This window comes from Pseudoalteromonas sp. TB51, from assembly GCF_000498055.1.
Classification (GTDB): Bacteria; Pseudomonadota; Gammaproteobacteria; order Enterobacterales; family Alteromonadaceae; genus Pseudoalteromonas; species Pseudoalteromonas atlantica.
The window spans coordinates 1-25,742 of record NZ_AUTO01000259.1 but is presented as its reverse complement, the minus strand read 5'-3'; the positions used below and the strand labels follow the sequence as shown (position 1 = coordinate 25,742).

Here is a 25,742-nt window from a genome sequence, read left to right as displayed (position 1 = left end):
TGACTCCATTAGCGCAGTGCGCCGGAAAAGCATTTGCCTAAAATATTAAACTGGTGATACAAAAAATGTCGGGCTCAAACCTATTCATTGAAAGGCAGAGCCGCTAAAACAAACACTTACTTTACCAGCCCCGCTTTTGTAGCCTGCATAGGAACGAAACCGCTTAACCCTTCTACGTTAGATAACCAGCGACGTATATTCGGATATGGGTCAAGAGATACATCACCCTCGGGAGCGTGGGCGACATAGCTGTATATCGCAAAATCAGCCAAGCTCACTTTATTTGCCACTAAGAAGTCAGTGCCATCGAGTTGCTGTTCCAATTTTGTTAAGGCTTTTGCTGCTGTTTCTTTAGCGAAAACAGGGTCAACCGGCGAGTTGAAAACATTAATTAACCTCGCTGCACCAGGACCATAGGATATCTCTCCTGCAGACATGGCAAGGAAACGATGCATCTCAGCTTCGTTGGCAAGATCTTGCGGAATATATGAAGGGGCATATTTGCGTGCCAAGTAAATCAAGATTGATATTGAATCGTGGATTACCACGTCGGAATCTTCAATTACTGGTACTACACCCAGTGGATTGAGAGCCAGAAAGGGGGCTTGTTTATGCTCCCCCGCGGGTAAGTCTACATAAATAACTTCATGGGCTATGCCTGCAACACTTGCAAATAACTCTACTCGGTGGGCATGGCCGGATAATGGAAAACCGTGAATTTTAATGGCGTTTGACATGATATTTACCTTATTTAATCGTTAACTGATGACTTTTGCTGTTAGCCACTGACCTGTTGTGGCATGGGTAAATATTAGGCGCTGCGTTTCTTATGAACAATATGTTGATTTATAGAATCACTATGTACAGAATGTTCATAAATTGGGCGAAGCATTACACGGAGCAATATAAGGAGCTCTTATGGATACACTTGACGGCATGCGCACGTTTATTGCGGTAGCTAAGCAAAAATCTTTCACTGGTGGTGCCAAGCAACTAGGCATAAGCACTAAACTAGCGAGTAAATACATTGCTCAGCTGGAGCAAAAACACGGTGCTTTGTTGTTCCAACGTACTACGCGCAGTGTTACGTTGACCGAAACTGGGCAGGCGTATTTTGTGCGATGCGTTCCTTTGTTGGAACAATTTGAAGAGCTAGAAGATGTCATTCAGCATCGGCAGTCTGATCTGTCTGGCACAGTTCGCTTAACCGCACCTACCGCATTTGGCAGTACTAAATTAGTTGATGCACTGGCCCCATTTTTAGCCAAGCATCCGAAAATTAATGTTGAGTTGAACCTGTCTGATCAGTATGTGGCTATTATCGATGAAGGTGTGGATGTTGCTGTGAGGTTTGGGCCGTTGAAGGATTCAACGCTGATCGCAAAAAAATTGATGGATATGCGTATTGTTTTTTTTGCCTCTCCTGAGTATTTAAAGCGCAATGGCAAACCAAGGCATCCCCGTGCGCTGGCGACACACAATTGTTTATTGCAAACTTCTCAAAACGACCCTGAAAACTGGAAGTTCAAGGAAGATGGCAATACGTTCACCGTTAATGTTAGCGGCGATTTTGCTTCTAACTCCCCCAGAGCAGTAACCCACATGGCTTCTCAAGGGCTGGGAATAGGCATGGGCCCACAATACGTGACAGAGCCTTACGTAAAAGACGGCTCATTGCAGTTACTGTTCGAACCCTATGAAGCAAGCATATTGGAATTAAACGCAGTGTATGCTTCAAATCGCCACTTACCGGCAAGAATACGAGCATTGCTTGATCATCTTGCGCTTTCTTTTGCAACTTAGTGGTAATTACCTCAATAGCTACTGTGCAGTCACAATGTATAACGTATCTGCTTATTGATTTAGACTTTGCTTGTAAAGTAGAGCAAAGCGTGGGGCATCTTTTTATCGCACAGAGCTGCGTAAATACCTTGTTAGCATAAGGCTTTAAATTGCAGTAGCGATAAAACAAGTATGCTCATACTAAAACGTTACAAAAGCCCAGGGGTTTGCCACTGGGCTTTTTTGTGCGCTGCAGTTTACTAGAGATCACATTAATTGAAGCGGGCTTTTAAATAAATATACGAAAAATCGTATATTCACTATTTCATATATTCTCATTTTGTTTTATTGTATGCACACTAACTAAACGAGGATGCTATGGAACAACTCAACCCACTTCAATTTTACAAATGCTTAGCCGACGATACGCGCTTAAAAGCCATGTTATTAATTAGCCATGAGCAAGAGCTATGTGTGTGTGAGCTTGTTGCTGCGCTTGAACTGAGCCAACCTAAAGTGTCGCGCCATTTAGCGCAGCTTAGGCAATGTGGCTTATTGAGCGACCGTAAGCAAAATCAATGGGTGTATTACAGCATTAATAAAGCCTTGCCGGAGTGGGCTCTTAGCGTAATAGCACAAACCAAAAACGAAAATTCTGCGTTTTATAACGATGATTTAAATCGACTCAATGCAATGGGTAATCGCCCTGAGCGTGCAGCAAGCTGCTGTTAATTAAGTAAATTGATATAACTTTACTAAAGGTATTTATTATGACAATTAAAGTAGGTATTAACGGCTTTGGCCGTATGGGACGTTTAACACTGCGCGCAGCACTAGAGTGGCCAGAAGTAGAATTTATTAAAGTAAACGATGTAGCGGGCGATGCTAAAACACATGCCCATTTATTAGAGTTTGACTCAGTGCACGGGCGTTTAGCGCACAGCGTCACAGCAAACGAGAATAGCTTTAGTGTAGGCAAACACACTATTGCAGTTACCAATAATAAAACCATTGGCGATACTGATTGGTCTGATTGCGATGTAGTGATAGAAGCCAGCGGTAAAATGAAAACCACTGAGCTGTTAAATCAATATTTAGCACAAGGTGTTAAGCGCGTTGTGGTTACCGCTCCGGTAAAAGAAGACGGCATTTTAAATGTGGTTATGGGCGTTAACGATAATTTATATAACCCAGATGAGCACAAAATTGTGACTGCGGCTTCGTGTACGACTAACTGTTTAGCGCCTATTGTAAAAGTACTGCAAGAAAAAGTAGGCATTAAGCACGGCTCAATGACCACTATTCACGATATTACCAATACCCAAACTATTATTGATGCGCCACATAAAGACTTACGCCGTGCTCGTTCGTGCGGGACAAGTTTAATACCTACTACAACCGGTAGTGCAACAGCCATTACGCATATATTCCCTGAGCTAAAAGGTAAGTTAAATGGCCATGCCGTGCGAGTACCGTTAACTAACGCATCTATTACTGACTGTGTATTTGAGCTTGAGCGTGGTGTAACTGCCGCTGAGGTGAATGAGTGGTTTGCTCAAGCGTCTAAAAACGAGCTTGCTGGCGTATTAGGTTATGAAGAAAAACCACTTGTATCGATTGATTACAAAACCGATCCACGCAGTAGCATTATTGATGCGCTTTCTACCATGGTTATTAATAATACCCAGCTTAAATTATACGCTTGGTACGATAACGAATGGGGCTACGCTAATCGTACTGCCGAGCTTATGCTTAAAGTTGCTAAAAGTGACTTGGTTTAACCATTAATTAAAGGTTTTAAGGGCGTTAACCATGTTTGAGCAACTCGCTAATTTACCTACAGCAATAAAACAGTATTTAATTATTACCGGTAATTACTGGGCATTTACCTTAACCGATGGCGCACTACGTATGCTGGTGGTGCTGCATTTTCATCAGTTAGGGTATGGTGCGCTGGCCATTGCCATGCTGTTTTTGTTTTACGAAATTTTTGGTGTGATCACCAATTTAGTGGGCGGTTGGCTAGGGGCTCATTTAGGCCTTAATAAAACCATGAACTTTGGCTTAGCGCTGCAAATAATGGCGCTTGCCATGTTATGTGCGCCAAGTGAATGGCTCACCGTAGCTTATGTTATGGCGGCGCAAGCGCTTAGCGGCATAGCAAAAGATTTAAATAAAATGAGCGCCAAAAGCGCCATTAAACACTTAGTGCCCGAGGGAGAAAGCGGCCAAGGCCAGCTCTATAAATGGGTGGCTATTTTAACGGGCTCTAAAAATGCGTTAAAAGGGGTCGGCTTCTTTTTAGGTGGTTTACTCCTTACGGTACTGGGTTTTGTAGGTGCTTTAAAAGCCCTAATTTTATTACTCACTATTGCGTGGATTATTAGCGTTGTATTTTTAAAAGGCGACATGGGCAAGGCTAAAAATAAGCCTAAGTTTAAAGAGCTTTTTTCTAAATCCCGTGCAATAAATTTATTAAGCGCAGCACGGTTATGTTTGTTTGCCGCGCGTGATGTGTGGTTTGTGGTGGCTTTACCTATTTATTTAGCCCAGCAATTTAACTGGAACTTTTGGTGGGTAAGTGGCTTTATGGCACTTTGGGTAATTGGCTACGGCGGTGTGCAATCACAAGCGCCGCGTATTACCGGCACCAGTAACTCAAACGTTGATACCGTTAAACATGCCTATTTATGGGTGTTGCTGCTAAGTGGTGTAACAGCACTATTAGCTCTTTTTATGCAGCTTGATGTGGCCGTGCATGCCACTCTGATTATAGGTTTGCTTATTTTTGGCGGTGTATTTGCCGTTAATTCATCTGTGCATAGTTACCTAATTGTCAGCTTTGCTAAAAGCGATGGTGTATCGCTTGATGTTGGCTTTTATTATATGGCCAATGCCATGGGGCGTTTACTGGGCACGGTGCTTTCGGGGTGGGTGTTTCAGGTTTATGGCTTTGTAGCGTGTTTGTGGGTGAGCGTTGCTTTACTGATAGGTGCCACGATAACCACTGCTATTTTGGCCAAGCGTTAGGCCTAATTGTTCAAAAAACTTAAATTATTTTATGTTATTGATGGCTTGATGCAGTTTGTATATTAAACTGTAGGGGTGTTTTAACAAAAGGTAATTTAAGTGCGAGAACTCACGTTAGCAAAAAAGTTATTATGGATAACTGTAGGGAGTACATTTTTAACAGTATTAGTACTTTCTGGGGTTTTATGGTGGCAAATGTCATCAAACAGCGAGGCGCTCGCTAAAGAATCTGAAGATTATATCGTGGCCGAAGTTGAGCAAAAGCTTAACGCAAACGCGGCTGCTTACGGCGAAAAAATTGCCGGGTTTATCAACGAAGCTTACCGAATTCCAAACTCATTAGCTGCATTACTTGGTGATGCGGCTAATACTCAAACATTAGACCGCGACACGGTAGTGAGCATTAACCGCTCTATACTTGAAAAAAATCGGTTTTTATCGTCAATTTATTCGCAGTTTGAAGCCAATGCCTTTGATGGGCAAGACGCGCAATTTAAACAAGGATATAAACACTCAGTTAATGGCGATGGCACGTTAGAAGTATATATAACGCGTGACCAAAACGGCATTATTGAGCAGCAAAAAGTAGCTAACGCTGCTGATAAATACCTGACCTCGTTAAACGAATTTGGTATTCGTGAAGCGCATTGGTATTTATGCGCAAAAGATACACTTAAGCCCTGTATTATGGAACCTTACCTTTACGAAATACCTTCTGGTGATTCGGTTATGCTTACCTCTTTAACCGTACCTATTACTAAATCGGGCCGCTTTATTGGTTTAGCAGGCGTTGATTTAACGCTCCCTACGTTTCAGGGCTTAACCGAAAAACTTTCGAGCGAACTTTATAACGGCCAAGCAAAAGTAACACTTTTAAGTGATATAGGTTTAATTGTAGGCAGCAGTCACTACAAATCTAAATTAGGCCGCCCATTTAAAGAGGCAGTTAGTAGTAACACTTACAGTGAGCTGGTTAAATTTAAAGGGCAACATGGCCTTTTTAAAACACCTAGCGAGTATTTAGTTAACTACCCAATTAATATTAAGCTGGCTAACACTCAGTGGAGCCTACTTATTGAAGTGCCAAGTAATTTAGCCTTAGAGGGGCCTAATGCCTTAGCTAAAAACATGAGTGACTCGGCCAATCAGCTCGGTGTTGTTATTTTAATAACCGGTGCTGTTATTGCTTTAATCGCTTTTATTATTATGAAAGTAGTAGTAGGCACTGTGGTTGCACCCCTTGAGCAAATTCAACAACGTGTAGATAACCTTGCCAGCTCAGAAGGTGACTTAACTCATACGCTCCATGTAGATACCCACGCAGAGCTGATTGCGCTTGCGGGTGGTTTTAATGCCTTTTTAGCTAAGCTACGTGGCTTAATTGCAGAGCTTAAAGATGTGTCATCGCAAACAAAACAGCAAGGCGAAATAGCACAACATATTGCTATTGATACAAAACATAATGTGCAATCGCAGTTTCAAGAAATTGAAAGTGTAGTGACCGCTATGAACGAAATGAGCGCCACCGCACTTGAAGTTGCCAGAGCCTCTGAGCAATCTGCTCAACAAGCGGATGAAATAAATGGTTTAGTGGTTAGCAGTGAGTCGAGCTTGTCATCGGCTATGAGCCAAGTGAAAACCATGTCTGAAGAAATAAAAGAAGCCAACCAAGCGGTTGAAAAAGTGGCTTCGCGTAGTAAAGATATTACGCAAATTTTAGATGTGATCAGAACCATTTCAGAGCAAACCAACTTACTTGCACTTAATGCCGCCATTGAGGCAGCACGCGCTGGCGAGCACGGCAGAGGCTTTGCGGTAGTTGCCGATGAAGTACGTGCACTGGCGTCTAAAACACGCTCATCTACCGATGATATTAGCCAACTTATAGATAGCTTATTGTTAGAAGTAGGTAATGCATCGACCGTAATTGAAAAAGGCGTAGTACGCGCACAAAGCGCAGTAGACGAAACCTCAGTGGCGTTTGACGCACTGCACAGTGTGGTAGTAAAAGTAGATGAAATTACTAATCAAATTACCCACATTGCCACCGCAGCCGAGGAGCAAAGCTTAGTAACCGAAGAGATAAACCGTAACCTTACGCTTATTTCTGATGCGGCATCGCAACTTGCTGATTTATCGACTCAGGCGGGCGATAGTAGCGAAGCGCTTAATGCACTGGTAGCGCAGCAAGATAGCGAGCTTAATAAACTTAAAACGTAAGTAAAGCTCAACCCTAGCAAATATAAAAAGCGGCTAATTCACACGAATTAGCCGCTTTTTTAGTTGAGACTTTTTAGAAGTTAGTAATGCGAAACGTTATAGCTTTTTGATCAAGGCAAACATTTGGTTGATCATCGGCTGCGCTAATTGCTCAACCCCTGGGCGGTTAAAATAGCCACGCAGCCCAGTAAATTGCACCTGAAAAAACTGCGCGTATTCAAGCGCGGTAAGGTTGCTGCTTAGCTCATTATTTTTAATGGCTTGAGCAAACAAGGTGGTTAAGTAGGCTTCAAACTTTGCTGATAGATCTAGGCTTAGCTCGTATAACGAGGCGTCTTTTTCTGCAAATTCGCTGTTTGCTTTTACCAACATACAAATAGCACTTGGGCTACAGTCTTTGGTTTTAATAATTACGTTTTCTACAAACGCACGCAAACCACCTAAAACAGAGTCAGAACTTGCTAAAAACCCATCAATTTGGCTTTTCATTTGTACTGTGTAGTCTTTTAAAGACTCGCTGTATAGGCCTTCTTTAGAGCCAAACGCCGCATATATACTGCCTGGGCGCATGTTAATGGCTTCTTGTAAATCGCGGGTTGAGGTGGCGTTAAACCCCTTTTCCCAAAACAATTGGCTTGCAACGCGAATTACATTATCGCGCTCAAATTTAACTTTGTTTGCCATTTTATTCTCAACTATTTTGAACGTATGCTCAATTTTAACTTGAACAGTCGCTCAAAATCAAATAGTATGTGTCTCGAAGTTACTTAACCTGACACCAGGTTACTCAAACACATTAATTTATTGGAGCAGAACATGGCAGAATTTACGTTATATACCCAAGACAACGCACCAGAAGAGTCAAAATCGCTTATGGCTGATTCAGTAGCAGCATTTGGCATGTTGCCTAACCTTCATGCCGTAATGGCCGAAGCGCCTACGCTACTTAAAGGTTACCAAGTACTGCACGAGTTATTTCAAAACACCTCGTTTAACGCAGAAGAGCTAACTGTGGTATGGCAAACAATTAATGTTGAGCACGAGTGTCATTACTGTGTACCAGCACACAGCGCAATTGCCGCTTCAATGAATGTAGACCAAGATATTGTTGATGCCCTAGTAAACAAAACACCACTTGCAGATGCAAAACTTGAAACACTACGTGAAACCACACTTGCAATGACACGCGATCGCGGCGTAATTAGCGATCAGCAAATTGAAAAGTTTTTTGCAGCAGGTTACGGTAAACAGCAACTACTAGAAATCGTTGTAGGCTTATCGCAAAAAGTAATGAGCAACTACACTAACCACCTTGCTGATACACCCGTTGACGAACCATTTAAAAAATTTGCTAAATAATCGCGGTGTTATAAATAACAAAGGCAGCTTAGGCTGCCTTTTTGTGTTTTAAGCGAATGGCCATTATTTAAATTTAACGGCTTTAGTGCTGCGTGTATAAGTACGCTGCTCGGGCTTAGTCCACTCACCCTTTTTTAAATAAGAAGTTGAAACTACAAACGTATCGTTTTTTAGTTCGCTGATCGAGCGCACTTTAGTAATACCTTCTTTACTGCCTGTTACCTCTTCATACGCTACAAATTGGGTAGGGCTGAGCACTTTCATGGTGCCTTTTGTGTAAAAACCTGCGGTAGTAAAATAGTAAAACACCAATGACTCTTTTTTACTGTCGTAAAAAATCATTGATTCCCCACCATATTCGCCTTCATTAATAGAGTGCTTGGTATGTATAGCTTTACCATTTAATGCGCGCTCCCAGAGGCCAACGTCTTGTACAGGTTTTGCGCCTTTAGGTACGTCAAAATCGGCCTGCCAAGTACCTAAATAAGGTTTAAATACAGCGAGTTCTTTATCAAGATCGCTTGGGGTATCAGTGGCGTAACTATTAAAGGCGTATAAGCATAATACTAAAAATAGGGCTTTAAAGTATGTCATAATTTGGCTCTTATTATTTTGGTTTAACTCTTTTTAGTATAGGCGATCATGAATTGATAAAGAAAACATTAATCATCTTCTCACTGCTTTTTTTGGTTGCAGTATGGCAAGCTCATTGGCTTTATAATATGAGCATTTATATACCAAGCTACATTACAGGTTTAAGCTTTTTTACTTTTATAATGTACGCATGGGATAAACGACAAGCTAAACAATCAGCGCATAAAAAAGTAAACCGCACACCCGAGCGCAGGCTTCAGTTACTGTCGTTACTAGGCGGTTGGCCCGGCGCACTCATTGCACAGCAATGGCTTAGACATAAATCGCAAAAACGTCGTTTTATAGTGGTGTTATGGCTGTGTATTATTTTAAATGTAGCGAGCATACTGTCGGTATTTTTTCTGGTAGGCTAAAAATATAAACACAAAAAGGACTTTTATGACTAGTTCAAGGTTAGCAGGTGTCACTTTAACGCTTATTTTATTTTTACTATTTCCGATACAAGGATGCGCAGATATGTTTGGCTTTTTTAACAAACAAGATGTAACACTATCACTGCAAATAAAAGGCCGGCTATTAAAAAATGGGGAGCCGCAGGCGGGTGTTAAAATTACCCGAGAACTCATTTATGGTGATACCTACACAGATGAAGTAATAAGCGATAGTAATGGAGATTTTTACTTTAAAAGTAAAACTATACGCAGCTCTAATCCTTCAAATATGTTTTTTAATAGCTCTTTGCTACAGAGTATTTATATTGGAAATAAAAAAGATGAAGATTCAATACTTTGGGATACTTCAATACAGTTCACGCAAGAGCAAGCGCTACTTTCTGATATGCTAAATCACTTTGAATGCGACCTCAGTGAAGAGGCTGAAACTTACGATATACCGATAAAAGATACTGGCCAGTATTATACAGTTTATACGCGGTGTATACGCTAGGGATTAAGTTAGCTTTATAAAGCCACTAATGTTTATCTATCAGTGGCTTTATAGCAATTGTTAACGTTTTAACTGTGCTTCGCTTTGATTAAGCAAACGAATTATTGGGTTTCCTGCTAAAATTTTGTTTTTTAGTAAGTAACCAATAATTAAGCCTGCTATAAACCCACCAATATGTGCGCCATAATCAATTCCATCTGGGCCTGTTATTGCACCAAAAATATTAAACCCTAACCAAATCGCGAAAAACCACACCGCAGAAAGCTTTTTCTGGTAAATTACAAACATAAAAGTAAGGCTTGCATGCCTAAACCACATTAAGTACATACCAAATAAACCAGCAATTGCGCCACTTGCACCTACCCCAGGAATTGCCGACATAGGGCTTACTATGAAGCTAGCAAACGAGGCAAGTAATCCGCACACTAAATACCACATTAAAAAGCGCTTATGACCTAATACATCTTCTAGGTTATCGCCAACTATATGTAAAAAATACATATTGCCTACTAAGTGCATAATAGAGCCATGTAAAAATACACACGTTAAAACACTCCATAACTCTTTGCCTTGGCTTAAATCTGCGGGTGTCATCGCAAAATTATCAATAACATAATTAAAGGCATTTGGATTTGAAAAATACAGTGCAAAAATGAGTGTATTTAAAGCAATAAGGCTGCGGGTCACCCACGGTGATTTTTGTGGTTTTATATTATATTCAACTGGCATTTGCGTTAAAAATTGAAAAAGATAGGTTTTCCAACTTACTTTTTGATTGAGCTCACTTAAGCTGTTTTTTAATTCAGGGCTTTTTTCTACGCTTTCTAACTCGTCTCTATCAATCCATGTGCCATCACAATGTCTACATACATCAATTTCGGTATGATAGGCCTCGAGAAGATGAAAACGCTCTAAACTTTTACTACAATCTGGGCAATCAAGTTCTGAAACACCTAAAGATTCTCCAAAATGAGTTTCAAATTTATCACCTTCTGGCCCTTCATTTATTTCGCTGATCATCCTGTTAACTTCGTTTTTTTCAAACCATAAGCCACCGCATTCTCGGCAGATGTCAATTTCTTCACCTTGATATTGGGTTACTTCTAATGGATGATCTTTACAATGAGGGCAGCGTTTAGTTGGCATGTGTTAACTCCTTTAATGAGCCGACTGAAATATCGTTTTGTTGCAGCTCTTTTTTCAATTGTTCGGCACTATTTTTTAATCGAGGAAGGGTAGTCGTTTTTAGTTGTTCTGCTATTTTTTTAAGCTCACTTGCAGCATGCTTAGCTGAGGTTTTTCTGCTAACGGCTGCATTAATTAAAAACTCTGAACGAGAGTAAAAACGGCGTATTTGGGTCAACAGTTCGCTGGGAGTTTCAAGCGTTGTTGGCGAGTATTGCATTGTTTGCCATATGTATTTTTCAAGCGTTGGCTTAAAATATTCCATTTCAGATTTTGGCGGGCTTTTAGCTAAAAGCGCTGCATATTCACTCACACTTTTAACATTATCGGTTACTTCATCAAACAATGAGGTACGTAAATAATAGTTATCTTCCATTTTGCTGAAGTTATCAAATTTAAGTGCCTGTTCTAAACCGCTTTGAGCGGCTAAGTACACGCCAAAAATAGTAGAGATCACCATAAAAAATTGATTTAGCCAAAAGCCAGTACTTTTGAGTTCTTTGTTATCGACCGTTTTTAAGGCCTGTGCCAATTTTTGTGTTGTAGCTGGGTTTTTAGAGTTGTTATTGGGTGGAGCTGGGTTAGTAGGTTCCAACGCTATATCCTTATAATTGCTTCCTTTTTAGACATGATAGAGTACTTACATTGTAGCTAATTATCAATGCGACTTGCCGATAAATGTACCTTTAATGCTAACTAGATGAATTTAACAGCACAGCACCACTTTGGTTTTCGCCTAAGTGGTCGTTTTTGTTATAAATAGGGCACTTACTCATAGATAAACATCCACAACCAATACAGCCATCTACGCGGTCGCGTAGGCGCTGCATATACGCTATGCGCTCATCAAGCTGTGCTTGCCATTGCTTTGAAAGGGCTGACCAGTCTTTTTGTGTGGGAGTGCGCTGCTCAGGTAATGTGGCCAGGGTGTGTTTAATTTCATCAAGCGTTATTCCCATGGCTTGTGCGGCTTTTATTACCGCTATACGGCGCAGCACATCTTTTTTATAGCGGCGTTGGTTGCCGCTATTTCGCCAACTACGTATGAGTCCTTTTGTTTCGTAAAAGTGTAGGGTTGATACTTTTACGCCGCTGCGCTTAGCGACATAACCTACGGTTAGGTTAGCCTCGGTTAGTTTTTTTTGATCTATTGGCATTGTTTTAAATTTCCGGTTGACCTCAATATAAGTTGAGGTTTTAAGCTTCTTTCAACATTAAAAAAGGAGCTAACTAAATGCAACAAAAAAATGAGCGTAGTACTGTTATTATTTATTCAAGCGCACGTAAAAATGGTAATACGCAGGCACACGTTAACAGCTTTGCTGAGCAAAACGATGTAAGGATAATATGTTTAGATGATTATAAAATAGCGCCGTACTGTTATAACAAAAACTATAAAAACGATGATTTTTACGCTGTATTTGAAGCACTGTTAAAGTATGACCACTGGGTGTTTGCCTCACCCGTTTATTGGTACAGCACCACGGTACAAATGAAGTTATTTATTGATAGAATAACCGACTACATGGACGATGAAGCATTAAAACCAAAATTACGAACGCTGCGTAGTAAGCATTTTTCAGTGCTTTCTAATGCGTCATCAAGTGAAGCGCCGGCGTGTTTTGTAGAGCAATTTAAAAATACGTTTAGTTATTTAGGTATGCAGTTTATTAATCATCACCATAAAAGTACCCAAAAGGTTGCTTAAATTGCAGCCTTTTTTGGTTGTCTCTGGTAGTTTAGTAATACGCTTAAAAACACAGGATTGTTTTATGAAATATTCACTAGGGTTAGTGCTGCTTTTTAGCCCGTTTATTTATGCTAATGAGCAACCAATTAACGGGTTTGGTAATTATTATAATGTACCCGAGCATGACAAAATTAATAGCTCAACGGTATTTAAAATAGCATTTGATGTTGCCGATGGTGCTAAAAAAGGCGAGCAAAATAACTCAATAAATTCGCTAGCGCGTTTTATTAACATGCATGTAGCGCATGGTGTAAAGCTTAAAAACATTCAACTTGCATTAGTTGTGCACGGCAGCGCGAGTGTTGATGTGTTAGCTAATAGCGAATATAAAAAACGCTTTAGTGCTGACAATAAAAACTAAGCGTTAATTGAGCAGCTACTTGCTAATAACACTCAGGTGTATGTGTGCGGGCAATCGGCAACTCACTTTAAAGTAACGCCTGAATTGCTTATTGATGGCGTAAAAAAGTCGCTTTCTGCGATGACCGCGCACGCACAACTTCAACAACAAGGCTATACGCTCAATCCATTTTAATGACGCAAATAACAAAAAATATACTCTGCTTTGGCGACTCTAATACGTGGGGTTTAAATCCCGAAACAGGTAAGCGCTATGATGAAAAGACCCGTTGGACCGCGCGGTTACAGCAACAGCTAGGCAGCGGCTTTAGCGTAATAGAGTCGGGGCAGCCAAACCGTACGCTTGTGAATAACCCGCCTTTTACAGGGGAGCTTAATGGTATTCGCTATTTAAAACCCGATTTGCAGCAACACGCTTTACACACGCTCATTATTGCACTTGGCACTAACGATTTAAAAAAGCGTTTTAACTTAGCCCCAACAGATATAGCCACCGGCCTTACGCATTTTATTGGCTCTATTAAACAATTTTACTCGCCTGCTAATTTACCGAACATAATTGTTATTGGTCCTTTATTTATTAACCCTCAGCATGGGTTAAGCCGTATTTATTTAAACTATAATCAAAAATTACAACCCTTAAACGCTCTCTTTAAACGTGTAGCACACGAGCACGCGCTTAATTACGTTGATATATCACACCTTAACGCCCCCCTAGGGAGTGATGGTATACATTTAAATAGCCAAGGCCATAAGCAGCTTAGCGATATACTCAGCCACCTGGTTTTGCAATTATAATGCAAACAAATCAATAAATTAAAAACGTAATTTGCTTTAATTATTTTACAAGCTTGATTGCTTTTATGCCCAGATATGCAATTATTATTGCACCTGACTCACACACAGCTTCTTTAAAAAGGTGTTATGAAACAATATCAACGTAGGTCTTTAATTGCAGTATTAAGCGGTGTCGTGGTTTTTATTATATGTGCTAGCACACTGATGTACTTTGCTGCACAAAAGCTAAGTAGGCAGTTAGCGCGAGATTCAAATTATATTGTTCAACACATAGATGCTGCCGCAACAGAACGTAGAAAAATTTTAACCCGCCTAAATAACGCAAACGCTAAACAATGTAATAACAATACATTGATAGAAATGCGCCGCGCGTTGTTTGATGCACAATACGTGATAGATATTGGTTTTTTTACAAATAATGAGCTGGTTTGCACCACCGGTGCTGGAAAGCTGGCAGCTACAATTACCGATAATCCTCCCGACTATATTCGAATTGATAAATACGATAATAAACCTGTGCGCGTAAGGTACGAACCGCAATTGTATTTGCTTTTGTTTAGTGGCCGAGCAATGGAAGTGATAATTGTAAGGCAAGGTAATTACAATTTAATAGTCGATACGCGTGCTTTTAACGATAAAGTAATTGTTTCTCCTCAGTGGGAAGTACTTTATAAAAACACGCGCGAGACGTTTCATTTAGCAGGGGCTAAAGGGGTTTATGAGCAGGTAAAAAATCACTCATTTTTACCTTATGAATCAATTATTAAATGCAGTACTAATAACCCCGGGTACTGCGCAGCCGCACAACTTCCGTGGAGCCAATTTTTTGCTGATAATCAATTTTTATTGATTATTTCGCTTATTTTAATTTCGTTAGCGGGTGTATCGAGTGGGCTGTTAATTGACTATAGCTTAGCGGCTAGGCGCTCAACTATCACGCGTGTGCGCAAAGGCCTTAAAAAAGGCTCATTTTATTGGACCTACCAACCCATTATTTGTTTGCAAACAGGTAAAGTGGTTGGCTGTGAGGCGTTGGCCCGTTTTGAAGATAAATACGGGGTTTTATTTCCTGATCAATTTATTCCTATTATCAGAAAAACCAATTTAACGTGGCGCTTTACCCAAGCCATGATTGAAAAAGTACTTTATGAGCTAACCACCGTTGAGGCATTACCGCGCAATTTTAAAATTTCTATTAATATTTTTCCCTACGATGTAGAAACAGGCAAAATTGCGCTTTTAAAAGACATACCTGCACTCACCGATTCGCGCTTTATTATTTGTTTAGAAATAACAGAAGACGAATACTTAGACTCAACAGTTGCCCATGCCCACTTTAAAAGGCTGGTTGAGGCGGGCTTTAATTTATCGATAGATGATTTTGGTACGGGTTACTCTAACTTAAAAAATCTACAAAACTTGAGCTTTCATCAGCTTAAAATTGACCGCACCTTTGTACAAGACATAACAACACAAGGCTTAAAGGCCTCAATGATCCCCAATATTATGGCGTTGGTACGTAAGTTTAACTACACCTGTGTAGCAGAAGGCATAGAAACAAATGAGCAAGAAGCCATACTAAAACAAGCTGGCGTACATTATGGCCAAGGCTGGAAATATGCCAAGCCCATGGCACTTCGAGAGTTTAAAGCGTATTTAAAATTGCAAACGGTTTAAACGTGTTTTACCTCATACACGTATGAGTATGATATTTATAACAGTGTAAGGTTTTAAAATGATTAAAATAATAGCCAGCGCATTTATGGTGTTAATGCTTAGTGCGTGCTCAGCTCAATACCCAAATCAGCAAATTACCGGTAAGCAGTTTCCTACCATTAGCGGCCAAAGCCTAGATGAGAAAAGCGTAACCATACCGAGTGATTTTAAAGCCGATAAAACCTTGTTACTCATTGGCTATAAACAAGATAGCCAATTTGACATAGACCGTTGGTTAATTGGCTTAGACATGACAGGGGTTACATTACCCACTTACGAACTGCCTACCATAGCAGGTATGGCCCCGCGTATGTTTAGTACATTTATAGACAGCGGTATGCGCAAGGGCATTCCAAAAGAGCTGTGGGGCGGGGTAATCACTATTTATGAAGATGGTGACACTGTGCAAAAATTCACAGGTAATAAAAACCCAAACAATACTCGCGTTGTTTTAATAGATAGCAAAGGTAAAATTTTACATTTTTACGATAGGGGCTTTTCGGTAGAGGCGCTTAATAAACTAAACGAAAAAATAAAATAAAGGGAGCCAAGCTCCCTTTAGTATTAAGTGTGTTTAAAACGCATAACTTACACTAAAGCGCGTAGTGCGTGGCATAATATAGCGGCCATTTGGGGCATCGGCATTACGTGGGTCGCCCTCTGTTATACCTTGCTCATCCGTTAAGTTATCAATGGCCAGTTGTAGTTTTATGCCTTCCATAGGTTCTAAAATTAAGCCTAAGTCTACTTTTTCGTAGCCATCAAGAGTCACCGTGTTTTCGTTGTTACCAAAGCGGTCATCAACAGCCGACAGTGTGCCATATAACGTGGCATACATACCTTGTAGTTCAAAGTCGTAGCTAGGTGTGATACGCACTTGCCACTTTGGCTGACGCTGAGATTCATTTCCTTCATTGGTTGGGCTTTGCGTAATTTCGGTTTCTTGTAGTGTGGTATTTAAATTAACCGAAAAACCCGACTGATGATTAAAGTTATAATCAAGCTCAACACCGTACGCTTCGTTTGTTAAAATTTCTGCAGGTACACCTGGGCGGCGTACAAATGTATCGCCCTTTACTTCGTTAACAAACAAGGTCGCGTAAAAGTCTGTAGAGTCAGAAATTAGCTTGTAGCCAAATTCGCCTTGGGTTACTTCTTTAATTAGCTTTTCGCCGCCTTCATAAGCGCTAAAGTTATCTCTAAAGTCGTCAAAGTAAGGCATTTTATAACCACGGTTTACGCGTGCAAATACACCCATGTCATCGTTTATTGAATAGTTAATCCCCGTGGTCCACGATGTTTTATTTTCATCATAGTTAACTGTTTTGGTAATAATTCCATCAAGGCCTTCATCAACACTGTATTCTACTTCATGACTTTCGTGGCGCACGCCTGCATCTAAGGTAAAGTCCTCGGCAAATTTGTATTGAGCTGTTACATAAAACGCATTGGTGCGCGCATCACCTGTTGAGCTAATATCGTGGTTAAAATCGCAGCCATCAGTGCTTTGATTACACTCAATGCCAGTTAGCGACTCGCCGCCTGCTTCTAGTACGTGGTAAGCCGTATTACCTAAACTCCACCAATCGTTTGCCGATGTACTGGCTGTGTAGTAACCAAACGTGGCTGATAAATCATCAAATTGCTTTGAAAACGCTAAATCGTTTGTAAATGAGCTAATTTCTTTTAAAACAACCCAGCGGCCAAGTTGTTGTATTGGAGTATCGCTTGCGTACTCAGTATTGGTTACTGCACCAAATGCGGTTTGCCCATTATCGGCAACTGCACCAACTGTGGTTGCTGAGCCACTTGGCACTAACCCGTATGTATTAGCATCCCCTTTAGTTATATTAAAGCGGTCAGAAAATTGCCAACCATTATCAAGCTCTAGTTTAATGCTACCGCCTGTTACGTGGCCGTCCCAACCTCGGCCATCCCCTAAGTCAATATCGTGTGCTTGTGCATCAGGGCCTGTGAATATTGTTGCTTGGCGGTTTAATGTGCCAAGTTGGGTATATTCTGCGTCAATCCCTTCAATATTAAGTGGGGTAGGTAAGTACCATGCACCATGGTCATCTGTTTGACGGGTATAAAAATTAAGCTCGCCGTTATCTAAATCTTTAGTGATATTAATGGTAAATTGGCTGCCTTTCTCAGAGGTAAAACCTGCATCACGAATACCCGGAGAGCTTTTTACATACCCGCCAACCATAAAGTATAAATCGTCAGTAATTTCACCACTAATAACAGCATCTACTCGTTGTAGGTCGTAATCAGATGTTGTGTATTTAAATAAGCCCTCGGTGTCTTCACCACCACGCTTTAGCCTAAAGTTAGTTGTTAAACCCGGTTGGCCATTTGATAAAACAGGGTTTGGCCCACCGCGTAAAGCTTCCATGGTCTCAATCGTTTCATCAATTCTAAAAAGTGAAGAGTTTTCTAAAAACGATAATGTAGGGGCTGGGTAAACGGGTGACCCTTCAATACTTAGGGTTAAAAATGGGGCGTCACCGCCGCCAGGAAAACCACGTACAAATACATTGGCACCAGATTCACCCCCTGAGCTTTCTACCCAAACCCCAGGTACGGCTTTAAACAGATCGGCAGTGCTTTTAGGTGAAAGTTTAATAATTTGCTGGCTATCAATATTTGTAACAGCGTAGCCTGCATCAATTTTTCTGATGCCGACCCCGGTAGGTGTGCCCGAAACAACAATTCGCTCTACCTTGGTTTCTTGTGCTTGCTCTTGTGCAAAGGTTGCGTGTGAGCTCAAGGCTAAAGTTATAGCGCACGCTAATGTACTTTTTGCTTTATTGAATGTCATGTGTGATCCCGTTTTTAGTGTGTTAAACAGTGTGTTTTTTACTGCGCTGTATACAAAGTTTTTATGTAAACAGGCTGTATATGATGAAACCTTAAAGATTAATGCAAACGTTTGCAATATTTATTTGTAAATTATTTATGAATTATATTTGTAGAAATATTGAGCGTAAAAGCCAAGGTATGGCTTTTTTAGCCTGTGAGGCAAGCCAGAAAAAATTAATAATGCTATATTGTCAGCTAGTTACATTAAACATTAGTTAATACAACGCGGCTCAGGGTTTTCATGGATAACAAAAAAATAAAATTAGCTGATTTAGCAAAGCTGGCAGGGGTGTCTACCTCTACGGTTTCGCGTGCTTTAAATGACAACCCGTTAATAAAACAAGAAACACGCGATAAATTAAAACAACTCGCTAAAGAGCATAATTTTAGTTTAAACACCGCTGCAAGCCGCTTGCGAACGCAAAAAACAAATGTTGTTGCTGTTATCATTAACTTAGATGAACAAACCGAACAATCGATTGGCGATCCATTTTTACTTAAAGTGGTTAGCGAAATTAATCTTGCACTTAATCAACAAGGGCTAGAGCTTTTATTGTCTAATTCAATAATGGCACAGCACGATTGGGCCAATTATTTTATTAATGGCCGAAGAGCCGATGGTATTATTGTGGTTGGGCAGGGTAAAGATCAGCGCAATATAGAGGCGGCTGCTAAAGCGGGGATCCCTTTGGTTGTGTGGGGAGACCCTAAAACACCCAGTAATTACCCTATTGTAGGCAGTGATAACTACCTAGGTGGAATGCAAGCCACTGCGCACTTAATCGAACACGGTGCAAAAAATATTTTATTTTTAGGCGACCCAGAACACGGTGAAATTAGCGAAAGGCACCGTGGTTATGCGGCTGCGCTATCTACGCATAAACTAGAGCAGCACGTTGTTTCTATTGATATTACTAGTAGTTCGGCGTATCAAGAAATTAATAGTCTATTACGCGAAAAAGGGCTCTACTTTGATGCAATAATGGCTTGTAGCGACATGGTTGCCTTAGGTGCAATGAAGGCGTTAAAAGAGCGCTATGTCAGTATCCCTAACGATGTTGCATTGGTGGGCTTTGACGATATAGCAATGGCAGATATTAGCCATCCGTCGCTTTCAACAATTAAACAAAATACTCAATTAGCGGCTGAACTTTTAGTTAAAAAGCTTATGCAACAATTTATGGGTCAAAAAGTTGAATCTCAAGTTATTGATATAGAATTAATAACTCGCCAATCGAGTAAACGTTGATTTATGAATGATAGATACAAATTTTAAAACTTAAAATGCAAACGATTGCATTGATTTTTATTCTACACTAAACTCAACATTCACTGACACAAACACACACGCTAATTACCCAAAGGTGTTAGCTTTAATCGTTATGGCGCACTGCGTTATAAGTAAGGCAAGCTATGAGTAAAACAAAAATCACACTAGCAATTGCTGCAAGCTATTTTATTTTCGCAATATTATTAAATAGCGTAGGAACAGTCATTTTGCAGGCAATAAACACACTGGGCGTTAGCAAAACTGAGGCGTCTGTTTTGGAAGGGTTTAAAGACTTATCAATTGCGATAATGTCTTTTGTTGTTGCCTCGTTCATTCCTAGATTAGGGTATAAGCTCGCAATGTTAGGGGCTTTAGCGGTCGTTGCATTAGCGTGCTTAAGCACCGCACTGATCAGCGAATTTTATATGTTTAAAGTGCTATTTGCAGTGATAGGCTGTGGCTTTGCGGTAGTAAAAGTTTCTGTTTATTCGATTATTGGCCAAGTAACCGAAGATGCTAATAGTCACTCGTCACTTTTAAACACCATCGAAGGCATTTTTATGGTGGGTGTATTAAGTGGTTATTGGATTTTTACCGCCTTTATAGACCCAAGCCAAAACAATGCGTGGCTCAATGTTTATTACGCGTTGGCTGCGCTTACTTTAATTGTATTACTAAGTGTTGTTATTGCACCGATTGCGCCTGCAATTGATAAAAATAAAACTGACTCTAGTCTGAGTGACTTTATAGCCATGCTTAAATTAACGTATCAGCCCTTGGTGCTTATTTTTATTATAAGTGCATTTTTATATGTCCTTATTGAACAAGGCGTAGGTACTTGGCTGCCAACCTTTAATAACCAAGTTTTGCAATTGCCTGTGGCTATAAGTATTCAGTTAGCGAGTATTTTTGCAGCGGCGTTAGCGTTTGGTCGTTTAGTTGCGGGGCAGGTGCTTAAGCACATTAATTGGTTTTTTGTACTGTGCGGATGCTTAGTCGCCATGGCATTACTTATTATTGTAACGTTACCCCTAACTGAAAACCTACCTAATACAGCAATCACTAGTCTATTTGATGCACCACTGGCTGCATTTGTTTTGCCCCTCATTGGTTTTTTTATGGCGCCAATTTATCCAGTGTTAAATTCGGTAATGCTCAGCGCGTTAGAAAAGCACCAGCATGCAGCCATGACAGGGTTAATCGTTGTGTTTTCAGCACTTGGAGGCACAACTGGTTCAATGATCACAGGCTACGTATTTGAGCATTTTAGCGGTCAGCACGCATTTTACCTGTCGTTAATTCCCATTAGCTTAATTTTTATAAGCGTGATTATTTTTAAACAGCGCACCCGCGCCATTTCTCAGCACGCTGCCAGCATATAATTGATTTAGGATTGTTATGAATTTTTTTGAGAGCCAGTTATTTAAAGATGTACAGACCCAACATATTTTTGCTGACTGTAAAACATTTGCAGATGCAACTGCACGAACCAGCTGGCAAAGTGCGTGTAAACACTACGAGCAAGTAGCACCACTTAATCAAGCCCAATTAAAAGAGTTTGTAAATGCTCACTTTATTACGACCCCCTTACTACGTATGCAAAGTGAGCCAGATACCGCAAGTGTTAAACACTACATTAACTCTTTGTGGCATGGTTTGAGACGGGCGGCTGATAAACCTAAAGCCGATTCTTTATTAGCATTAAAGCATAGCTACATTGTGCCTGGTGGGCGTTTTCAGGAAATATACTACTGGGATAGCTACTTTACAGCGCTCGGCTTAATTGATGCTAATAAACCTGAAATTGTTGAAGATATGCTGCAAAACTTTATCGACCTTATAAACGATTATGGGTGTATTCCAAATGGCAATCGCAGTTACTACTTATCGCGTTCACAGCCACCTATTTTAGCGCTTATGGTTGAATTGCTATGGCAGCACGAGCACAGTAAAACCAATAATGTAGCATGGCTTGAAAAATGTGTTAATGCGCTTGAAAAAGAGTATGCGTTTTGGATGCAAGGCGCAGAAGAGCTTACTAACGAGAAAACGGCACTAAGGCGAGTGGTAAAAATGCCATGCGGTGGCAAGTTAAATCGTTATTGGGACGATGAAGCAGCCCCTAGGGCAGAATCCCTGAGAGAAGATCTGGCACTCGCAGAGGGCTTAGCTGAGCATAAAAAGCCCGACTTTTATCGACATATACGCGCAGCGTGTGAATCAGGCTGGGACTTTAGTTCTCGCTGGCTAGCTGAGCCTGATTCACTTAGCTCTATACAAACGACCGATATAATACCCATTGATCTTAATTGTTTGCTTTATAACCTAGAAAAACAGCTTAGTAAGTTTAATAAGCTGCTAGGTAATAGCCAACAAGCCGATTTATTTAGCGACTACGCAGCAGCTCGCCGCACACTGATTAATAAATACATGTGGAGTGAGCAGCAACACTTTTTTGTTGATTATAATCATCACAAAGCGAGTCAATCTAAGGTGTTAAGCGCTGCTGCATGTACTGCATTATTTTTTAACTTAGCGTCTGAGCAACAAGCTCAACATGTTGCCGAGCGACTAAGCCGCGACTTTTTAAAGGCCGGCGGCATAGTTACTACCGTTACCTCTACATCACAGCAATGGGATAGCCCTAATGGGTGGGCTCCGCTGCAGTGGTTTGCTGTTAAAGGGCTTAACAATTACGGTTTTAGTGATCTTAGTAAACGTATAATGCAAAACTGGCTAACAATGGTAGAAAACGACTTTTCTGTTAATCAGTGCCTACTAGAAAAATACAATGTGTGCGTGCCTCAATTAAAAGCAGGGGGCGGAGAATACGTAGTACAGCAAGGTTTTGGCTGGACTAACGGGGTTACCTCACGCTTTTATACGTTATGTGAAGACTGATCAGAGCAGTGTTTTATATGAAAATAATTCACTAATTTTCATTAAGTTATTGTAACTATTAACTAAATATTATTGGTGATTGTTTTATGCCGTGTATGAATAATGCCCAGGTGCATTGTAAGTGATTAATAAATTCGGTAGTGTGGTGTAAACATTTCAAGGAAGAAATCTATGCTACAACCACACGCCGTTTTTGTAAAAACCACGTTTCAATCTTCTTTTCACAGTGAAAGCTACACAACTATATTAAAAACCATGCAAGCCATTTTTGGCGATATAAAAATGGACGACGTGATCCCTAAAAACGAGAAAAGGGATAAGTTTGATTTATTTTTAATTGATGGCGATAAAAATAACTGGTTAGATTTGCTGCCTGCCGACTTAATTTGCCTCGCTAAAAAGTACAAAGTTGTCTTATTTAATGTAGAGCCCAATGCCGTGTGCGAAAAAAATCTACTGTTGAATCATTTCAATGGTGTGTTTTATAAATCAGATGCACCAGAAACTATTTTTAAAGGGCTAGTTAGAATAACCTCAGGCGAGTTATGGTTTACGCGAGAGGTTATATCAAAAGCGTTTTCAAATATTCTCTCGGTTGCCTCTTCGTTTAATAGCCTACAAGAAGATATCTCCCCAAAAAAAGGGGATTATGCGCACCTTACTAAACGTGAAAAATCGGTTATTCACTTAATTGCTCAAGGGGCGAGCAATAACGCCATTGCCGATAAACTTAATATAAGTGACCACACCGTTAAAACGCATTTGTACAGTGCCTTTAAAAAAACCAATTCTCGTAACCGTGTTGAATTAGCAAATTGGGCTCAGCGTTACATATCGGTGTTATTACCTATGGCTAAGTAAACCACTACTCCTAAAGTGACCTTAAGCCCAGCACTGCTGGGCTTTTTTTGTTTTACGATAAATCTAATAAGCTCTTAGAATTTAGTTTTAACGGCTCACATCTAGGCTTTATTATACCAATGCGCATAACTAAATGATTAAGTACTATTGCGGATTGGTATTATACGGATGAGTTTTAAGCCAGTGCTCGGCGATTTGCTCGCGCGTGGCAAACCACACTTGCTCATGCGATTTAGCATATTCTAAAAACCGTGCAAGGGCTTTAATGCGCCCAGGGCGGCCAATTAAGCGACAATGCAGCCCTATAGACATCATTTTAGGGGCGTTCTCACCTTGTGGGTCGCCTTCTTCATAAAGCGTATCAAAGGCATCTTTTAAATAATTATAAAACTGATCGCCGGCATTAAAGCCTTGCACTGCAGCAAAGCGCATGTCGTTTACATCAAGCGTGTAGGGCACTATTAACTGTGGTTTACCTTCTTTAATACTGTAAAAGGGTAAGTCGTCGCTGTAATCGTCGGCATCATATAAAAACGAGCCATTTTCAACCACAAGGGCTGCTGTGTTAGGGCTTGTGCGCCCGGTGTACCAGCCTGTGGGCTTTTTACCGGTAAGCGTTTGAATGATTTCAATGGCCTTTTGCATGTGCTCGCGCTCGGTTTGCTTATCTATATGTTGATAATTAATCCAGCGCAGGCCGTGGCTTGCAATTTCGTGCCCAGCTTCAACAAAGGCTTTAGCTATATCGGGGTGGCGCTCAAGGGCCATTGCCACAGCAAAAATGGTGACCGGTATATCGTATTTTTTAAAGAGTTTAAGTAAGCGCCACACGCCTGCGNGCCATATTCGTAAATAGACTCCATGCTTATGTGGCGGTCTTCTACATGCGGGGCACTGACTATTTCAGATAAAAATGTTTCGGCCGCTGCATCACCATGCAGTACACAGTTTTCACCGCCTTCTTCGTAATTTAACACTACTTGCACGGCTATACGGGCTTTATTAGGCCAATTGGCATGCGGAGTGTGTGCACCATAACCAATTAAATCGCGCGGGTAGTGTTTAAATTGCTCGCTCATGTTACTGCTCCTTTTTTACTGCGCTGAGCCAAGTGCCAAGCATTTCACGCTCTGCATCAGTCATTTTGGTCATGTTAGCCAATGGCATATCTTTGGTAATAACGGCGCGAGTATGAATAAGTGCACTGGCTTTTTTTACATCAGTAAGTGAGTCGAGCTTAAAGCCGAGCGGCGCGGTTTGAAAAAGCTTCGATGTAGGGGTTTCACTGTGACACTGTGTGCAGTGTTTATTAATAATATCCCATGCTTGCGCATCGCTTATACTTGCTTGTAGCTCATTATTCGCGTTTACAGAACTACTTGGCCACGGTGCAATGGCTAGCATTAACGCAAAAAACGCGGCAATACCGCTTATTAGTACTGAAGGCTTATTAACACCTTGGTGCTTTAAATTAAAAAAGTGGCGTATCCACATACCAATAATAAAAAAGCCAATAAGCACTAACCAACCAAACTCATGGCTATAGGTATACGAAAAATGGTTACTTAGCATAATAAAAATAACTGGTAGGGTGGCGTAGTTATTATGTACTGAGCATTGCTTTGCTTTTAAACCCGGCGCTGAATCAGGAATGCGCCCAGCTTCTACTTCGCTTACCATGTAGCGCTGTGCAGGCATAATAATGTGATATACATTACCGGCCATACAGGTACCAATTAATGCACCAACATGAATATACACTGCGCGGTCACTAAATAGCTGATCAACCCCATACGTCCATAACGCTAAAAAGCCTACACCTAGGGCAATAAATGCCTTGCCGTTTTCAACAAGCGGGCTTTTACACAATAACCGATAAACACCATAGCCTAAGCCTATAAAACCAAGTGATGCACCAATAGCTGCAAACTTACTGAGCTCACTTTTACTGGCATCAAGTAAATACACATCTGCGCCCACATAATATAACAGCGTAAATAACAGCGCGCCGCTGATCCAGGTTGTGTAGGCCTCCCATTTAAACCAATGTAGGGTAGAGGGCATTTGTTCTGGGCCATTTTGATACTTAGCCACTTCGTAAAAGCC

Annotated in this window: 23 protein-coding genes and 3 pseudogenes; 17 read left to right on the top strand and 9 right to left on the bottom strand. The window is 40.7% G+C overall.

Annotation, left to right across the window (positions count from 1 at the left end; translation table 11 throughout):
• Positions 1-116: 116 nt before the first annotated feature.
• Complete coding sequence (locus L650_RS0115315; RefSeq protein WP_029773652.1) at positions 117-737, bottom strand: glutathione S-transferase family protein; 621 nt, start codon at positions 735-737, stop codon at positions 117-119.
• A 181-nt stretch (positions 738-918) separates the two neighbouring features.
• Between L650_RS0115315 and L650_RS0115310 the strand changes: the two genes are divergently transcribed.
• The 5 genes from L650_RS0115310 to L650_RS0115290 all read left to right on the top strand — a co-directional run bounded on the left by L650_RS0115310 (position 919) and on the right by L650_RS0115290 (position 7,032).
• Positions 919-1,803 carry a LysR family transcriptional regulator gene (locus tag L650_RS0115310; RefSeq protein WP_029773651.1) on the top strand — a complete coding sequence of 295 codons (885 nt, stop codon included), beginning with the start codon at positions 919-921 and terminating at the stop codon, positions 1,801-1,803.
• A gap of 357 nt (positions 1,804-2,160) precedes the next feature.
• Complete coding sequence (locus tag L650_RS0115305) at positions 2,161-2,514, top strand: metalloregulator ArsR/SmtB family transcription factor (RefSeq protein WP_006794425.1); 354 nt, start codon at positions 2,161-2,163, stop codon at positions 2,512-2,514.
• A gap of 38 nt (positions 2,515-2,552) precedes the next feature.
• A complete protein-coding gene (locus tag L650_RS0115300; protein WP_029773650.1) occupies positions 2,553-3,563 on the top strand; it encodes an ArsJ-associated glyceraldehyde-3-phosphate dehydrogenase in 1,011 nt (336 codons plus the stop codon).
• A 31-nt stretch (positions 3,564-3,594) separates the two neighbouring features.
• Positions 3,595-4,812, top strand: coding sequence for an organoarsenical effux MFS transporter ArsJ (gene arsJ, locus L650_RS0115295; protein ID WP_029773649.1), 1,218 nt, complete (start codon positions 3,595-3,597; stop codon positions 4,810-4,812).
• A 99-nt stretch (positions 4,813-4,911) separates the two neighbouring features.
• On the top strand, positions 4,912-7,032 hold the full coding sequence (locus L650_RS0115290) for a methyl-accepting chemotaxis protein (RefSeq protein ID WP_029773648.1): 2,121 nt from the start codon (positions 4,912-4,914) through the stop codon (positions 7,030-7,032).
• Between the two features lie 96 nt (positions 7,033-7,128).
• On the opposite strand, the gene L650_RS0115285 is transcribed toward L650_RS0115290, so the two are convergent.
• On the bottom strand, positions 7,129-7,716 hold the full coding sequence (locus L650_RS0115285) for a TetR/AcrR family transcriptional regulator (protein ID WP_024032893.1): 588 nt from the start codon (positions 7,714-7,716) through the stop codon (positions 7,129-7,131).
• A gap of 132 nt (positions 7,717-7,848) precedes the next feature.
• On the opposite strand from L650_RS0115285, the gene L650_RS0115280 reads away from it, so the two are divergent.
• Positions 7,849-8,391: a carboxymuconolactone decarboxylase family protein gene (locus tag L650_RS0115280; protein ID WP_029773647.1), complete on the top strand. Its 543-nt coding sequence runs from the start codon at positions 7,849-7,851 to the stop codon at positions 8,389-8,391.
• A 63-nt stretch (positions 8,392-8,454) separates the two neighbouring features.
• Here the strand turns inward: L650_RS0115280 and L650_RS0115275 are convergent, their stop codons facing one another.
• Complete coding sequence (locus L650_RS0115275; RefSeq protein WP_029773646.1) at positions 8,455-8,985, bottom strand: hypothetical protein; 531 nt, start codon at positions 8,983-8,985, stop codon at positions 8,455-8,457.
• 53 nt (positions 8,986-9,038) lie between these two features.
• Between L650_RS0115275 and L650_RS0115270 the strand changes: the two genes are divergently transcribed.
• Complete coding sequence (locus tag L650_RS0115270; RefSeq protein ID WP_029773645.1) at positions 9,039-9,398, top strand: DUF1294 domain-containing protein; 360 nt, start codon at positions 9,039-9,041, stop codon at positions 9,396-9,398.
• 25 nt (positions 9,399-9,423) lie between these two features.
• On the top strand, positions 9,424-9,930 hold the full coding sequence (locus tag L650_RS0115265; protein ID WP_039972191.1) for a DUF6795 domain-containing protein: 507 nt from the start codon (positions 9,424-9,426) through the stop codon (positions 9,928-9,930).
• Positions 9,931-9,990: 60 nt separating this feature from the next.
• On the opposite strand, the gene L650_RS0115260 is transcribed toward L650_RS0115265, so the two are convergent.
• From L650_RS0115260 to soxR, 3 genes are all read right to left on the bottom strand, one after another.
• On the bottom strand, positions 9,991-11,076 hold the full coding sequence (locus L650_RS0115260; RefSeq protein ID WP_029773644.1) for a rhomboid family intramembrane serine protease: 1,086 nt from the start codon (positions 11,074-11,076) through the stop codon (positions 9,991-9,993).
• Positions 11,066-11,710 carry a hypothetical protein gene (locus L650_RS0115255; protein ID WP_029773643.1) on the bottom strand — a complete coding sequence of 215 codons (645 nt, stop codon included), beginning with the start codon at positions 11,708-11,710 and terminating at the stop codon, positions 11,066-11,068. Before L650_RS0115255 ends, L650_RS0115260 begins: the two co-directional genes overlap by 11 nt.
• 97 nt (positions 11,711-11,807) lie before the next feature.
• Positions 11,808-12,272 carry a redox-sensitive transcriptional activator SoxR gene (gene soxR, locus L650_RS0115250; RefSeq protein ID WP_029773642.1) on the bottom strand — a complete coding sequence of 155 codons (465 nt, stop codon included), beginning with the start codon at positions 12,270-12,272 and terminating at the stop codon, positions 11,808-11,810.
• Positions 12,273-12,349: 77 nt separating this feature from the next.
• Between soxR and L650_RS0115245 the strand changes: the two genes are divergently transcribed.
• The 5 genes and pseudogenes from L650_RS0115245 to L650_RS0115225 all read left to right on the top strand — a co-directional run bounded on the left by L650_RS0115245 (position 12,350) and on the right by L650_RS0115225 (position 16,280).
• Positions 12,350-12,823, top strand: a complete 474-nt coding sequence (locus L650_RS0115245) for a flavodoxin family protein (RefSeq protein WP_029773641.1) — start codon at positions 12,350-12,352, stop codon at positions 12,821-12,823.
• Positions 12,824-12,887: 64 nt separating this feature from the next.
• Positions 12,888-13,400, top strand: a pseudogene (locus L650_RS0115240) (DsrE family protein).
• Positions 13,400-14,023, top strand: a complete 624-nt coding sequence (locus L650_RS0115235) for a GDSL-type esterase/lipase family protein (RefSeq protein ID WP_223230588.1) — start codon at positions 13,400-13,402, stop codon at positions 14,021-14,023. Before L650_RS0115240 ends, L650_RS0115235 begins: the two are co-directional and overlap by 1 nt.
• A gap of 126 nt (positions 14,024-14,149) precedes the next feature.
• A complete protein-coding gene (locus L650_RS0115230) occupies positions 14,150-15,700 on the top strand; it encodes an EAL domain-containing protein (RefSeq protein ID WP_029773639.1) in 1,551 nt (516 codons plus the stop codon).
• Between the two features lie 58 nt (positions 15,701-15,758).
• On the top strand, positions 15,759-16,280 hold the full coding sequence (locus L650_RS0115225) for a hypothetical protein (RefSeq protein ID WP_029773638.1): 522 nt from the start codon (positions 15,759-15,761) through the stop codon (positions 16,278-16,280).
• Positions 16,281-16,313: 33 nt separating this feature from the next.
• On the opposite strand, the gene L650_RS0115220 is transcribed toward L650_RS0115225, so the two are convergent.
• Positions 16,314-18,563 carry a TonB-dependent receptor gene (locus tag L650_RS0115220; RefSeq protein ID WP_029773637.1) on the bottom strand — a complete coding sequence of 750 codons (2,250 nt, stop codon included), beginning with the start codon at positions 18,561-18,563 and terminating at the stop codon, positions 16,314-16,316.
• Positions 18,564-18,842: 279 nt separating this feature from the next.
• On the opposite strand from L650_RS0115220, the pseudogene L650_RS0115210 reads away from it, so the two are divergent.
• The 4 genes and pseudogenes from L650_RS0115210 to L650_RS0115195 form a co-directional block, all read left to right on the top strand.
• Positions 18,843-19,853: pseudogene (locus L650_RS0115210) on the top strand (LacI family DNA-binding transcriptional regulator); the annotation flags it as partial.
• Between the two features lie 164 nt (positions 19,854-20,017).
• Positions 20,018-21,256, top strand: coding sequence for an MFS transporter (locus L650_RS0115205; protein ID WP_029773635.1), 1,239 nt, complete (start codon positions 20,018-20,020; stop codon positions 21,254-21,256).
• 16 nt (positions 21,257-21,272) lie between these two features.
• Positions 21,273-22,775, top strand: a complete 1,503-nt coding sequence (treF, locus tag L650_RS0115200; protein ID WP_029773634.1) for an alpha,alpha-trehalase TreF — start codon at positions 21,273-21,275, stop codon at positions 22,773-22,775.
• 171 nt (positions 22,776-22,946) lie between these two features.
• Positions 22,947-23,636: a response regulator transcription factor gene (locus L650_RS0115195; RefSeq protein ID WP_029773633.1), complete on the top strand. Its 690-nt coding sequence runs from the start codon at positions 22,947-22,949 to the stop codon at positions 23,634-23,636.
• A gap of 144 nt (positions 23,637-23,780) precedes the next feature.
• Here L650_RS0115195 and puuE read toward each other — a convergent pair.
• Positions 23,781-24,715, bottom strand: a pseudogene (gene puuE / locus L650_RS0115190) (allantoinase PuuE).
• Position 24,716: 1 nt separating this feature from the next.
• The coding region (locus tag L650_RS0115185; RefSeq protein WP_085065508.1) for a urate hydroxylase PuuD at positions 24,717-25,742 on the bottom strand (1,026 nt) is incomplete at its 5' end.

What these genes read in the sequence shown, in the direction of transcription:
- L650_RS0115315 (WP_029773652.1), bottom strand. Translation starts at nt 737, where the DNA reads ATGTCAAACGCCATTAAAATTCACGGTTTTCCATTATCCGGCCATGCC.
- L650_RS0115310 (WP_029773651.1), top strand. Translation starts at nt 919, where the DNA reads ATGGATACACTTGACGGCATGCGCACGTTTATTGCGGTAGCTAAGCAA.
- L650_RS0115305 (WP_006794425.1), top strand. Translation starts at nt 2,161, where the DNA reads ATGGAACAACTCAACCCACTTCAATTTTACAAATGCTTAGCCGACGAT.
- L650_RS0115300 (WP_029773650.1), top strand. Translation starts at nt 2,553, where the DNA reads ATGACAATTAAAGTAGGTATTAACGGCTTTGGCCGTATGGGACGTTTA.
- arsJ (WP_029773649.1), top strand. Translation starts at nt 3,595, where the DNA reads ATGTTTGAGCAACTCGCTAATTTACCTACAGCAATAAAACAGTATTTA.
- L650_RS0115285 (WP_024032893.1), bottom strand. Translation starts at nt 7,716, where the DNA reads ATGGCAAACAAAGTTAAATTTGAGCGCGATAATGTAATTCGCGTTGCA.
- L650_RS0115280 (WP_029773647.1), top strand. Translation starts at nt 7,849, where the DNA reads ATGGCAGAATTTACGTTATATACCCAAGACAACGCACCAGAAGAGTCA.
- L650_RS0115275 (WP_029773646.1), bottom strand. Translation starts at nt 8,985, where the DNA reads ATGACATACTTTAAAGCCCTATTTTTAGTATTATGCTTATACGCCTTT.
- L650_RS0115265 (WP_039972191.1), top strand. Translation starts at nt 9,424, where the DNA reads ATGACTAGTTCAAGGTTAGCAGGTGTCACTTTAACGCTTATTTTATTT.
- L650_RS0115260 (WP_029773644.1), bottom strand. Translation starts at nt 11,076, where the DNA reads ATGCCAACTAAACGCTGCCCTCATTGTAAAGATCATCCATTAGAAGTA.
- soxR (WP_029773642.1), bottom strand. Translation starts at nt 12,272, where the DNA reads ATGCCAATAGATCAAAAAAAACTAACCGAGGCTAACCTAACCGTAGGT.
- L650_RS0115245 (WP_029773641.1), top strand. Translation starts at nt 12,350, where the DNA reads ATGCAACAAAAAAATGAGCGTAGTACTGTTATTATTTATTCAAGCGCA.
- L650_RS0115235 (WP_223230588.1), top strand. Translation starts at nt 13,400, where the DNA reads ATGACGCAAATAACAAAAAATATACTCTGCTTTGGCGACTCTAATACG.
- L650_RS0115230 (WP_029773639.1), top strand. Translation starts at nt 14,150, where the DNA reads ATGAAACAATATCAACGTAGGTCTTTAATTGCAGTATTAAGCGGTGTC.
- L650_RS0115225 (WP_029773638.1), top strand. Translation starts at nt 15,759, where the DNA reads ATGATTAAAATAATAGCCAGCGCATTTATGGTGTTAATGCTTAGTGCG.
- L650_RS0115220 (WP_029773637.1), bottom strand. Translation starts at nt 18,563, where the DNA reads ATGACATTCAATAAAGCAAAAAGTACATTAGCGTGCGCTATAACTTTA.
- L650_RS0115205 (WP_029773635.1), top strand. Translation starts at nt 20,018, where the DNA reads ATGAGTAAAACAAAAATCACACTAGCAATTGCTGCAAGCTATTTTATT.
- treF (WP_029773634.1), top strand. Translation starts at nt 21,273, where the DNA reads ATGAATTTTTTTGAGAGCCAGTTATTTAAAGATGTACAGACCCAACAT.
- L650_RS0115195 (WP_029773633.1), top strand. Translation starts at nt 22,947, where the DNA reads ATGCTACAACCACACGCCGTTTTTGTAAAAACCACGTTTCAATCTTCT.